Consider the following 12,008-nt stretch of genomic DNA (forward strand, 5'->3'; position numbering starts at 1 on the left):
GGAGCCTCGCGGTGCGCGACGGGGATGCCACGATCGCCGGCCACGGCTCACGCCACGGCGGGCGACCGGCGGATCGACGCGGCGCGATGATACCAGGACGATCCGGCCGTCAGCCGTTCCAGCGGACCGCCGCCGACTCGCCGGGCCCGCGCGTCCCGCAGAACGCGACCTCGATCCCCAGCGCCCGCGCCGCCGCCGCCTTGGCCAGCGCACAGCGGTCGGCCGCCGCGGCGTCGGTGGCGTAGGCGACCTGGACGTGGTTGGCTTTGTGGCGTGCCATCATCTGGTCGCGCGACACGCCGTAGGTCACGGCATGCATGATCGGCCACTGCGGCGTGGTGGCGTCGAGGCGCCGGCGCGTCTCCCCGTCGGGGAGCCGGACCACCGCCGCCCGGCCGATGTCCATGCAGAGCTTCTCGGCAGGGCCGGTGCCGTCGACCCAGATCCGGCTCCAGACGATCTCCCCCGGTTTCGACACGCCGGCGAGCGTGCTGCCGCCGAGCCGGAAGTACATCGGCGGTTGCCGGTAGCCATGTGCTCCCTTCCACCCGCCGATGAAGTGTGCCGGCGGCGCGGCGCCCGAGATCTCGAACACCCAGACCCACTGGTCGGTGGAGTGGGACTGGTCCCAGTCGCCCCAGCGGATGTCGTGGAGCGTGTTCTCGACCGGCTCGCCGAGGGCCTCGTGGACGCGCTGCGTGAGCAGGCCGTCGAGGCCGGCGCACTCGTCGACCTCGTTGAAGTGGGTCAGCGGCCGCCCCTTGTGGAGGATCCGGCTCGACCCCTCGGCGGTGACCGGCGGGCGCTTCGAGTCGTTGAGCATCCCCTCGACAAGGTCGCTGGCGGGGAGCAGGTCCTTGAGGCCCTGCTGGTACTGGATCCCGACCAGGTCGCAGCCGAAGCGGTCGGCGAGGCGCAGCGTGGCGACGTACATCCGGCACTGCCACAGCACCTGCTCGCGGGAAAGGTCGGTGGCGTCGTTGCGGCCGAAGTGGAAGGTCATCCCCGCCTTCTCCAGCCAGCGGAACACCTCCTTGCCCTCCGCCTCGTTGACACGCGTCGTCTCGTGGTACAGCGCGCTTTGGCTGAGGCGTTCCTTGAACACGCCGGTGGCGTGGAGGAGGCGGTCGGGGATGATCGCGTTCTCCATTCCCATGCAGCCCTCGTCGAAGACCCCCATCAGCGCCTTGTGGTGGACGAGCGTGGCGGCGATCTGGCGGCCCAGCTGGTCGAGCTTGGGGGGCACGCGGACGGCGCCGATCGGCACGACGTGGCTGGTGTCGTGGTGGACCGTGCCCCGGTCGAGCCAGGCCTGGAGGTGGCGGGCGAAGCTCGGGCTGGCGAAGTCGTCGGCCCACAGCGTGGCGTAGGGCACGCCGGCCTTGGTGAGCGACCCGTTGAGGTTGAGCATCCCCACCAGCCCCGGCCACTGCCCCGACCAGTTGGCGACGGTGAGGATCGGGCCGGAATGGGTCGAGAGCCCGGGGAGGACGTGGTTCGAGTACTGCCACACCGCCTCGGCGACGACCAGCGGCGCTTCCGGATCGACATGGGCGAACACGTCGAGCCCCTCGCGCGCGCTGCCGATGAAGCCGTGGCCGCGCGCTTTGGAGACGGCGTGGCCGCGCACCAGTTTCCGTCCGGCGCGCGACAGCGCCGTGGCGAGGGCCGTCTCCATGTCGCGCTGGGCCGGCCAGCAGGTGCGGTTGGCCTCTTCACGGAGGTCGCCGCTGGCCACGAGGACCACGTCGGCGCGACTCGGCTTGGCGGACGTCGGGCGGGATTTGGTCGCCATCGGGTCACCCTGGGAGAACCGGATCGAACACGCGGGAGCCGATTGGAACCGGCCCCCGGGGCGAAACTATACTCACCGCCGCTCCGGGTCGGGACGGCGTCGGTCGGACCCCGGAGCGACCCCGTGGAGCTGCCCATCCATGCGTCGTGCCACCCGCATTCCCGTCTGGCTGTCGGCCGGCTGCGCCCTCGCAGCCTGGGGAATTCTCGCCGTCCTCCCCGGCGCCGCCCAGGAACCGGCCGCCGCGGCCCCCGCCCCGGCGCCGAACCTCCCGGCGTTCACCCGCTGGATCATCGCCGCCGACTACACGCGCGACGGGGCGCAGCTGGTCACCGCCGGTGGGGAGAGCCTCCTCTACCGCCCCGGCGACGTCGTCGTCTGGAATGCCGCCGACGGCAACCGGATCGGCGACCTCGCCGGCCACCCGACCGCTGTCTGGGCGGTGAAGGTGTCGAAGGACGGCAAGCTCGCGGCGACTGCCGGCTACGACGGCTTGGTCAAGCTCTGGGACCTGCCCGCGCGGGCCCTCAAGGCCGACCTCAAGAAGCACAAGGGATGGGTCCGGTCGCTCGATTTCTCCCCTGACGGCACCAAGCTGGCGACGGGTGGGGAGGATGGCACGGTCGTCGTGTGGGACACGGCCACGAACGCCGAAGTCCGGGCGATCACGGCCCATGCCGCGGCCACGACCTGCCTCGCCTTCTCCCCCGACGGGGCGACGCTGGCCACCGGCGGCGGCGACAAGCTCGTCAAACTGTGGAACGCCGCCGACGGCGCCGAGAAGGCGAAGCTCGAGGGGCACGGCGACGCCCTCTGGACGCTCGCCTGGTCGCCCGACGGCACGAAGATCGTCAGCGGCGGCGCCGACCGGACGGCGAAGCTGTGGAACACGGCCGACAACAAGGAGCTCGGCACGCTCGCCGGTCACAAGGACTGGGTCACCAGCGCCGCCTTCCTTCCCGACGGCAGCCGGCTGGCGACCGCCAGCCTCGACGGCGTCGTCAAGCTCTGGGACACCGCGTCGCGCGCGGAGCAGTATGGGCCGGAGGCGATCAAGTCGAGCCTCTGGACCGTGACCTTTTCCCCTGACGGCAAGTCGCTGTTCATCGGCAGCCACGCCGGCGGGCGAATCGTGCCGGTGCCGGAGCCGAAGCTCGTGCCCCCGCCGCCCCCCCCGCCGCCGCAGCCGCAGTGGGTGGCGCTGGTCCCGACCGCGTTCACCAGTGCGGCCGGCGCGACCGCGGCGATCGGCGCCGACGGCGTCGTGCTCGTCACCGGCAACCGTGCCAAGGACACCTACACGCTCAAGGCGGTCGTCCCCGCGGGTGGGAACCTCAAGGGTGTCAGGCTCGAGGCTCTGGCCGATGACACCCTGCCCGCGAAGGGACCGGGGCGGGCCGACAACGGGAACTTCGTCGTCAGCACGTTCGCCGTCCAATTCGGGCCCGCGGGGGGCGCGGAGACGCCGACCGCGGTCAAGTTCGCCGGCGCCAAGGCCGACTTCGAGCAGGAGAACTACGCCATCGCCGGCACGCTCGACGACAAGGCCGACAGCGGCTGGGCGATCGGCGGCGGGATCGGCGCCAATCACGTCGCCTCCTACGACCTGTCCACCGACGTGGTGGTTCCCGCCGGCAGCCCGCTGTCGATTTCGATCGACCAGCAGCACGCCGACGGCACCCACGCGCTGGGCAAGTTCCGCCTCCACCTCCTTCAGGAGGTTCCTCCGCCGGCTCCCGCGCCGCCGGCGGAGGCTCCCAAGCCCTGAGCGGTCTTCAGTGACGGTCCAGCGCCGTCCGCCGGCGCGAGAGCACGCGCCGACGGCTGCTAGGATGGACCGCCGATGGCGTGAGAGCGGAACCAGGAGGGATACGGCGATGGAGCGGCGTGGACTGCGGATTCCCGGTTGGTTCGTCGTCGCGGGGGCCGGCTTCGTGGCCGGCGTCGCGTGCTGCGTGGGGCCGCGACTCCGGTCGCCCGAAACGCTGCCGGCGGTGCGCGCCGCCTCGAGCCTCGCCGAAGGCTCGTTCGCGACCTGCACGGTGCCGCTCGACGGCTTCGAGGGGCTGTTCCTCCTCGACTTCGAGACCGGCGACCTGTCCGGCGGGATTCTCAAACCGGCGACGGGGAAGTTCACCGGCCTCTACAAGACCAACGTCCTCAAGGACCTGGGATTCAAGCCTGGTCAGGCGAAGAACCCCAAGTTCCTCCTCGTGTCGGGAATCGCCAACGTCACCCGTCTCGGGCCGCTCACGCTGTCGCCGTCGGCGTTGTTCGTCACCGACTCGGCGACCGGGACCACGGTGGCGTACGGCATTCCGTCGCTGACCGCGCCGGCTGCCGGGGCGTTTGCGGAGTTGGTGCGGCTCGACGTCGTCAATCCGCGCGGTGGTGGCAAGACCCGATGAGCGGTGCCATAGAGCCGGAGCGCGGCCCGTCCGACGCCGCCGAGCCACGCGGCCGATCACCTGCCGACGGCCAGTCGGTGGTGACCGTCAACGGCACGCCCCGCACCGTGCCGGCCGGGGCCACCGCCCACGACCTGGTGGTGGCGCTCGGGCTGGCCGGGCGACCGCTGGCCGTCGAGATCGACGGGCGCGTCGTGCCCCGGGCACGGCTCGCCGGCTGTATGCTGGAATCCGGCAGCGTGATCGAGATCGTGACCCTCGTCGGCGGCGGCTGAGCCGCCGGGACCTTCCATGGCCGTCGGCCCCGTGCCCGTCGTCGATGCCGCGCTGGCCGACCGGCCACTCCGCGTCGCCGGCCTCACGCTTGCCAGCCGCCTCGTGGTCGGCACCGGCAAGTATCCGTCGATGGCGTCGATGGTCCGCTGCCTGGAGGCGGCCGGGGCCGATTGCGTGACGGTGGCGGTCCGCCGCGAGCGGCTCGTCACCGCCGCCGGCGAGAACATCCTCGAATTCCTCGACCCTGCCCGGTACACGCTCCTCCCCAACACCGCCGGCTGCTACAGCGCCGACGATGCCGTCCGCGTCGCGCGGCTCGGCCGCGAACTGCTCCGCGATCTCGGCAACCCCGGCGCCGAGTGGGTCAAGCTCGAGGTCCTCGGCGACCCGAAGACGTTGCTCCCCGATCCGGTCGGGACCCTCGAGGCGACCGCCCGTCTCGTCGCCGACGGGTTCGCGGTGCTCGTCTACACCAGCGACGATCCGGTGGTCGCCCGGCGCCTCAAGGCGGCCGGCGCCGCCAGCGTGATGCCCGCCGGCAGCCCGATCGGCTCGGGGCAGGGGATCCTCAATCCCGCCAACCTGCGGATCTGCCTGGAGTTCCTCAAGGGGGACGACCCCGACTACCCGGTGATCGTCGATGCCGGTGTCGGCACCGCCAGCGACGTCGCGGCCGCGATGGAGCTCGGGGTCGACGGGGTGCTCCTCAACACCGCCATCGCGCTGGCCGCCGAGCCGGAGCGGATGGCCCACGCGATGCGCGCCGCCTGCTTCGCCGGGCGCCAGGCGTTTTTGGCCGGGCGAATCCCCCGGCGCCTCTACGCCTCGGCCTCGAGCCCCGTCGAAGGGGTGATCGGCACTCCGCGGCGCGCGGAGTGAAGCCGATGCTCGCGCGCCGCGTGATCCCCTGCCTCGACGTCGACCGGGGGCGCGTCGTCAAAGGGACGCGGTTCGTCGATCTCGTCGACGCCGGGGATCCGGTCGCCGTCGCGGCGCGTTACGAGGCCGAGGGGGCGGACGAGCTGGTGTTCCTCGACATCACCGCCAGCCACGAAGGCCGCGCGATCATGCTCGACGTCGTCCGCCGCGTCGCCGAGAGCGTGTTCATGCCGTTCACCGTCGGCGGCGGGATCCGCACGCTCGACGACGCCTGCCGCCTCGTCCAAGCCGGTGCCGAGAAGGTGAGCATCAATTCGGCCGCCGTCCGCACCCCGGACCTGATCGCGGCGGTCGCCGACCGGCTCGGGAGCTGTGCGACGGTCGTCAACATCGATCCGAAGCGGGTCCGCCGCGGCGACGGCAGCGAGGCCTGGGAGGTGTTCATCTCCGGCGGCCGCGAGCCGACCGGCCTCGACGCGGTGTCATGGGCGCGGCGCGTCGAACAGCTCGGTGCCGGGGAGATCGTCCTCACCTGCATGGACCGCGACGGCACGCGCGACGGCTACGATCTGGAGATCACCGCCGCGGTCAGCCGGGCGGTGCGGATCCCGGTCGTCGCCAGCGGCGGCGCCGGCGCCCCCGAGCACCTCGCTGCGGCGGTGACCGAGGGAGGGGCGGATGCGGCGCTGGCCGCTGGAATCTTCCATTTCGGGCAGTGTACGATCCGGGACGTCAAGGAACTGTTCCTGGCCCGGGGGATTCCCGTCCGTCCGCCCGCCGCACCCTAGAGGTGCGGGCAATACGTCATCCTCGTTGGGATCACCGTCCGATGGCGACGATCGACAGTGCGACTGCGTCAGCCCCTGCACCGGCCACCCCATCCGTGGCCGAGATCCCGGCCCAGCCGGCAGCCGAGGCCGCGTCCGAGAAGCCGGTCGCCAGCGGCGGCCGCCCGCGGCTCGAGATCGACCGGCTGTTCGAGGCGCTGGTGAAGCTGATGGGTAGCGACCTCCACCTCAAGGTCGGCCAGCCACCGATCGTCCGCGTGAAGGGGGCCTTGCAGCCGCTCAAGGCGCCGAAGATCGAGGACGAGCAGATGCGGCGGCTGTGCCTGCCGATGCTCGACGAGCGCCAGCGGCGGATCCTCGAGAACGACGGCGGCTGCGACTTCGCCTACACCGTGCCGGTCGACGGCGTCCGCTGGCGGTTCCGTGTCAACCTGCTCCATCAGCAGGGGGCGATGGGGCTGGTGGCGCGGCGCGTCAACAACACGATCCCCGACTTCAAGGGGCTGTTCCTGCCGACGTCGATCGAGCGGCTCTGCCAGCTCGATCAAGGCATGGTGTTGCTCGCCGGCGTCACCGGCTCCGGCAAGAGCACCACGATCGGCTCGATGCTCAACTACATCAACAAGAACTACCGCAAGCACATCCTCACGCTCGAGGACCCGATCGAGTTCGTGTTCACCGAGGACAAGTGCCTGATCAACCAGCGCGAGATCGGCCAGGACGTCAAGAACTTCGAGATCGGGATGAAGCACGCCGTCCGCGAGGACCCCGACATCATCCTCGTCGGCGAGATGCGCGACGTGGAAACCTTCAAGACTGCGATCCACGCCGCCGAGACCGGACATTTGGTATTCGGTACGATCCACGCCGCGAGTGCCCCGAGCACGATCGGCCGGATCCTCGACCTGTTTCCACAGGAAGAGCACGCCGCGATCCGCAGCGCGATCGCCTTCAACATGAAGGGGATCATCGCCCAGAAGCTCCTCAAGAGCATCCGCCCCGGCGTCAGCCGGGTGCCGATCTGCGAGGTGCTGTACTTCGACGTGCTGGTACGGAAGTACGTCCTCGAAGAGCAGGAGCACCTGATCGCCGACCACATCAAGAAGTCAGCGAAGGACGGCATGCAGGATTTCACGGCGAGCCTCAAGTCGCTCATCGACCAGCAACTCATCGATCGCAACGACGCGCTCGAGATCGCCCCCAACCGCGAGGCGCTGATGATGGCCCTCAAGGGGATCGGTGTCTCGTGATGCGGGGCCGTTGCCTCCCGGCAGTGCTCGTCGTCGCCTTCCACGCGGCCGTGACCGGTGGCGCGATCGCCCGCGCCGACGACGGCTGGCCCGTGCCCAGCCCGGAGTGGCTCGACCGGCCGGCTGGCGGTGGGCTGGCGATCCTGCCCTTGGTGACGTGGTGGCTGTTGGTCCTCTGCTGGACCGCGTCCTCCGACTGGGTGACGCGCGACGCCTCGAAGCGCAACATCCAGCCCAACCTCTGGGGCGCGGTGACGACGGTCCCGTTCTTCCTCACCGCGCTTGTCGCTTGGCTCGTCCCCTCGGCGATCATCGGCCAGGTACTGATGGGGCTGGGCTGGCTGGTGCCGCTGTTCGTCTATGCCGGGCGGCGGAACGCCAAGCTCAAGGAGTCGGAGAAGATCCTCACCGTCGGCCATGCCCGCCGGGCACTGGCCGGGGTCTTGGGCCGGTTCGGGATCCACATGGAGGTCGGCGACGAGCCGGCCGACGCCCTCCCGGCGATCACCCTGCTGCCGGTCGGGGGCAAGGACGAGGCCGATAACAAGGCCCGCTCGGAGGCGGCGGCGGCCACTCCCGGGATCGAGGAGACGAAGAAGATCCTTCAACAGGCCGTCGCGGCACGGGCCTCGACGCTGCTTCTCGAGTGGGGGCCGTCGGTCGTCAACCTCCGCAACGAGGTCGACGGGGTGTGGATGCCGCAGCGGGTGTTCAAGAGCAAGGGGGGGCGGAAGACGGGCGAGGTGTGGGCCGACGCCCCGCCGCTCGAGCGGCCAGTGGCCGACGCGATCGCCGTCACCCTCAAGACGCTCACCGGCCACGAGCCGAAGGAGCGGCGTGGCCAGCTCTCGGGGACCTTCGCCGTGCTGTCCGACGGCAAGCCGCGGAACTGCCGGTTGACCGTCCGCTCGGCCCACGGCGGCGAACAGATGCTCGTGCAGATCGAGTCTCCGGCACTGCTGTTCAAGGGCTACGACGACCTCGGCGTCCCGAAGCCGATCGCCGAGCGGCTCCGTGAGTTGCTGGCGCTGGAGAAGGGCGTGCTGCTGGTGTCGTCGCCGCGCGGCAACGGCCTGTCGACCACCTTCGACGTCGTCGTCCTCGCCTGCGACCGGCTCCTCCGGGACTTCATCTCCATCGAGGACGCCGCCGCCCCGCCGCGCGAGATCCAGAACGTCAAGCCGGTCCGCTACGACGCCCGCTCGGGGACGACGCCCGTCGCCGCCCTCGAGACGGCGATGCGCGAATACCCGCGCGGGATCGTGACCCGTGACCTGACCGACAAGGATCTGGCGGTCAAGTTGCTCGAGCTCGCCGACGACTCGCAGATGGTGATCATCAGCCTCCGGGCCAACGACGCCGTCGACGCCGTAGCCCGGCTCGCCGCCGCCGGTGTTCCCGCCGACCTCTTCGCCCGGACGCTGATCGGATCGCTGTCGCAGCGGCTGGTGCGGAAGCTGTGCCCGAAGTGCCGGGAGCAATTCGTGCCGCAGCCCGACCTGCTGGCAAAGCTGAAGAAGACACCCGAGGAGTTGCCGTTCCTCAAGAAGCCCAGCGAGCACGGCTGCCGGCTGTGCGGGGGCAGCGCCTACTTCGGCCGGACGGCAATCTTCGAGCTGGCCTCGGGCCCGACCCTGCGGCAGGCGGTCGCCAAGAAGGTCGATGCCGCCACGCTCCGCCGCGCGGCGGAGAAGGACGGCCTCCAGCCGATGCGCGACGAGGGGCTGCGGTTGGTGCTCGAGAACGTCACGGGGCTCGAGGAGTTGCAGCGCGTGTTCGCCGCGAAGTCCTGAACTGCCGGAAAGCAGCCATGATCGTCACCATCCTCCTCGCGATCGTGTTCCTCGCCGTCACCCTCGTGCTCGTCCGCGAGGGGCTGTGGAGCGCGATGGTGATTTTCCTCAACCTCCTCGCGGCGACGACCGCGGCCACCGCCTGGTACCCGGTCGTCGCGAACTTCGCCGACGGCCATCTGCCGACCTTCACCTACCTGATCGATTTCCTCGCCTGGTGGGGATTGTTCGCGCTGGTGCTCCTGGTGATGCGCGAGGTCACCGACCGGCTGTCGCGGACCAAGGTCAAGTTCGTCAAGCAGGTCGAGCTGGGCGGCAGCGCGCTGGTCGGGATGATGGCCGGGTGGTTGATGGTCTGCTTCACCGCGGCCTCCCTCCACACCGCCGCGGTGCCGCGCGATCTCGTCCAGCCGACCCCCGAATCGACGATGTTCCTCGGGTTCGCCCCCGACAGGAAATGGCTCGCCTGGACGCGGTTTTCCACCGAGCACGGTCCGTTCGGCAGGCCCGGCGCGAACCGGGCCGACGTCTTCGATCGTGACGCGCGGTTCATCCTCGCCTACGGCGACCGCCGGGCGGCGCTGGAGCGGGCCGAGGGGCTGCGGGTCAACCGGGAGTAAGCGGCCGTGGTGGACGAATCGGGTGACTACCGGCCGGTAAGCTGGCTGGCCGTGGCCGCCGCCATCGGCGGGATCGTGTCGGCGATCGCCCTCCTCGGTCCGCTGTTCTGGGTGGTGCCGCTGCTGGCCACGCTCTTGGCACTGGTGGCCCTGGCCGATGTCGGCCGGGACGGCGCCACGAAGGTCGGGCGCTGGGCGGCGCTGGCGGGATTGTTCCTCGCCATCGGATTCGCTTCCCAGGCGATCTCCGGGCATCTGGTCGGGCGCTGGGTGGCCGGTCGCCGGGCCGAGGCGACCGTGCGGCACTGGGTGGCGACCGTCCAGCAGGGTAACGTCACCGATGCGGCGAAGATGCTCGACGCAGGCGCGATCGACCGTGGCCCGATGATGCCCGGGTCGCTCGACGAGCCGCTCGAGGCGCTGCTCGCCAAGCATCCGGTGGCGGCGGCGATCCGCGACTGCGGCCCTGGCGCAACGCCGAGCGTGGTCATCGAGGGCACGATGCCCGAGGATGCGCGGTTGTGGGTGGCGGCTGTCAGGCTCGGACCGTGCGGCGGCGCGACGGGCGGCGAGGTGAAGGCACGGATGATCCTCCGTAGCCTGCCGCTGACGCGCAAAGGCCGGGTCTACGATTCCTGGCAGGTGTTCAAGCTCGCCGACCCCCGCGCTGCCGGGCTCCCGGGCGGGTGAACGTGCCGGCTCCCGTCGCGCTCAGGCGTCGCGCGACGAGAAGCAGCGGGCGGCGTCGATGCCATCGGCACCGGCGGCGAGCATCGCGAGGCGATCGAAGCCGAGGGCGGCGCCGGTTCCCCTGGGCATGTCGGCGCCGTGGGCGGCGAGGAGCCGCTGCGGGACGGGAAGGGGTTCCCGACCGCTGGCAGCGCGGGTCCGGTTGGCCGAGTCGATGCGCCGGGCCAGTTCCTCGCGCGACGGTTCCTCCTCCCAGCCGTTTGCCAACTCGACGCCGGCGACGAACAGTTCGAAGCGCAGTGCCCGACGCGGATCGGCGGGATCGAGCCGGGCCAGCGCCCCCTGGCTCGCCGGCCAGCCCTCGAGGAGGGTTGGCCGGTCATGGCCGAGCCGCGGGGCGACCGCCTCGGCGAGCAGCAGTTCGAACCAGCCGTCGCCGTCGGGGGCGTGACCGTGGGGGGCGGCGATGCCCAGCCGCGCCGCGGCCGCTTCCCAGTCGGCGGGCGTGGCCGTGAACGGATCGACGCCGGCATGATGGCCGAACGCCTCGGCGCAGCCGATCCGCTCGATTCCCGCCGTTTCCAACGCGGTCGTGCACAGCGCCGCGACCAGTTCGGCCGAGTCGTCGAGCGTGGTGCCGGGGGCGTACCACTCGAGCAGCACGAACTCGACGTCGTGGCGGGCGCCCCGCTCACCGGCGCGGAACGCGCGGGCGAACTGGTAGATCGGTCCCGCGCCCCGCGCCAGCAGCCGCTTCATGAGGGCTTCGGGGCTGGTCTGGAGGTAGGCCGGCGCCGCCCCGGGCCCGTCGGGGTGGAGGACGAACGGATCGATGTGGGCTTCGGGCACGACCTCGGCGGAGAGCACCGGCGTGTCGACCTCGACGAAGCCGCGCTCGTCGAACAACCGGCGCAGCGCGGCGCGCAGGGCGGCGCGGCGGCGGAGCAGGTCGTGGGTTTCAGACGCGGAACGCGGGCCGTCGCGCACCGGGCGCTCCTCTCAGGCCGGCACCGTGGCCGGCACGGGTGCCCGGTAGACCATCACCGGGCAGGGTGCGCGGCGGACGACCGCCTCGGCGACGCTTCCCATCAGGAGGCGCAGCATGCCGGTTCGGCCATGGGTGCCGATGACGATCAATTCGACCCCCTCGTCACCGGCGATCCTGACGATTTCCGCCGCCGGATCGCCGATCCCCATCCGGTGCGTGAAGGGGACGTCGGGCGCGGCGGGCTTGACGGCCTCGAGCATCGCCTGGATCCGCGCCGAATCGGGCTCGGGGATCCCGTAATAGAGCTCGCCCCCCCCGTAGGCGAGCGGCGGCTCCTCGACGTGGACGATGAGCAAGCGCGCACCCGCCTGGCGGGCCAGGGCCTCGGCGTGGTGCAGCGCCGCGTCGCTGGCGGTGGAAAAATCGGTGGCGAACAGGATCGTGCGCTGGGGCATGGCGACAGCCTCCCGGAGGGACGGGGCGGGCGGGGAAACCGAGCCAACTATACGGTCCAGCGCCGC

Annotated in this window: 12 protein-coding genes; 9 read left to right on the top strand and 3 right to left on the bottom strand. The window is 71.2% G+C overall.

The features are described 5' to 3' along the window. Nucleotides 1-109 precede the first annotated feature (109 nt). Nucleotides 110-1,795 carry a fucose isomerase gene (locus FJ309_02745; protein ID MBM3953536.1) on the bottom strand — a complete coding sequence of 562 codons (1,686 nt, stop codon included), beginning with the start codon at nucleotides 1,793-1,795 and terminating at the stop codon, nucleotides 110-112. Nucleotides 1,796-1,934: 139 nt separating this feature from the next. Here FJ309_02745 and FJ309_02750 point away from each other — a divergent pair, with 139 nt between their 5' ends. The 9 genes from FJ309_02750 to FJ309_02790 all read left to right on the top strand — a co-directional run bounded on the left by FJ309_02750 (nucleotide 1,935) and on the right by FJ309_02790 (nucleotide 10,499). Then, nucleotides 1,935-3,563, top strand: coding sequence for a WD40 repeat domain-containing protein (locus FJ309_02750; GenBank protein MBM3953537.1), 1,629 nt, complete (start codon nucleotides 1,935-1,937; stop codon nucleotides 3,561-3,563). Nucleotides 3,564-3,672: 109 nt separating this feature from the next. Further along, nucleotides 3,673-4,203 carry a hypothetical protein gene (locus FJ309_02755; GenBank protein ID MBM3953538.1) on the top strand — a complete coding sequence of 177 codons (531 nt, stop codon included), beginning with the start codon at nucleotides 3,673-3,675 and terminating at the stop codon, nucleotides 4,201-4,203. Next, nucleotides 4,200-4,478 carry a sulfur carrier protein ThiS gene (gene thiS, locus FJ309_02760; GenBank protein MBM3953539.1) on the top strand — a complete coding sequence of 93 codons (279 nt, stop codon included), beginning with the start codon at nucleotides 4,200-4,202 and terminating at the stop codon, nucleotides 4,476-4,478. The genes FJ309_02755 and thiS overlap by 4 nt, the downstream gene beginning before the upstream one ends. Before the next feature lie 16 nt (nucleotides 4,479-4,494). Next, nucleotides 4,495-5,358: a thiazole synthase gene (locus FJ309_02765; GenBank protein ID MBM3953540.1), complete on the top strand. Its 864-nt coding sequence runs from the start codon at nucleotides 4,495-4,497 to the stop codon at nucleotides 5,356-5,358. Between the two features lie 5 nt (nucleotides 5,359-5,363). After that, complete coding sequence (gene hisF / locus FJ309_02770) at nucleotides 5,364-6,146, top strand: imidazole glycerol phosphate synthase subunit HisF (GenBank protein ID MBM3953541.1); 783 nt, start codon at nucleotides 5,364-5,366, stop codon at nucleotides 6,144-6,146. 41 nt (nucleotides 6,147-6,187) lie between these two features. Beyond that, the gene (locus tag FJ309_02775; GenBank protein ID MBM3953542.1) at nucleotides 6,188-7,396 is read left to right on the top strand and encodes a PilT/PilU family type 4a pilus ATPase; all 1,209 of its coding nucleotides are present in this window, start codon (nucleotides 6,188-6,190) and stop codon (nucleotides 7,394-7,396) included. Continuing rightward, nucleotides 7,396-9,189: a hypothetical protein gene (locus FJ309_02780; GenBank protein ID MBM3953543.1), complete on the top strand. Its 1,794-nt coding sequence runs from the start codon at nucleotides 7,396-7,398 to the stop codon at nucleotides 9,187-9,189. Before FJ309_02775 ends, FJ309_02780 begins: the two co-directional genes overlap by 1 nt. Before the next feature lie 17 nt (nucleotides 9,190-9,206). Next, complete coding sequence (locus FJ309_02785; protein MBM3953544.1) at nucleotides 9,207-9,809, top strand: hypothetical protein; 603 nt, start codon at nucleotides 9,207-9,209, stop codon at nucleotides 9,807-9,809. Nucleotides 9,810-9,815: 6 nt separating this feature from the next. Then, the gene (locus tag FJ309_02790; protein MBM3953545.1) at nucleotides 9,816-10,499 is read left to right on the top strand and encodes a hypothetical protein; all 684 of its coding nucleotides are present in this window, start codon (nucleotides 9,816-9,818) and stop codon (nucleotides 10,497-10,499) included. A gap of 21 nt (nucleotides 10,500-10,520) precedes the next feature. On the opposite strand, the gene genX is transcribed toward FJ309_02790, so the two are convergent. Next, nucleotides 10,521-11,486 (bottom strand): EF-P lysine aminoacylase GenX, encoded by a 966-nt coding sequence (gene genX / locus FJ309_02795; protein ID MBM3953546.1) that lies wholly within the window; start codon nucleotides 11,484-11,486, stop codon nucleotides 10,521-10,523. A gap of 12 nt (nucleotides 11,487-11,498) precedes the next feature. Then, on the bottom strand, nucleotides 11,499-11,942 hold the full coding sequence (locus tag FJ309_02800; protein MBM3953547.1) for a universal stress protein: 444 nt from the start codon (nucleotides 11,940-11,942) through the stop codon (nucleotides 11,499-11,501). Nucleotides 11,943-12,008 lie beyond the last annotated feature (66 nt).

The organism is Planctomycetota bacterium, from assembly GCA_016872555.1.
GTDB lineage: Bacteria > Planctomycetota > Planctomycetia > Pirellulales > UBA1268 > F1-20-MAGs016.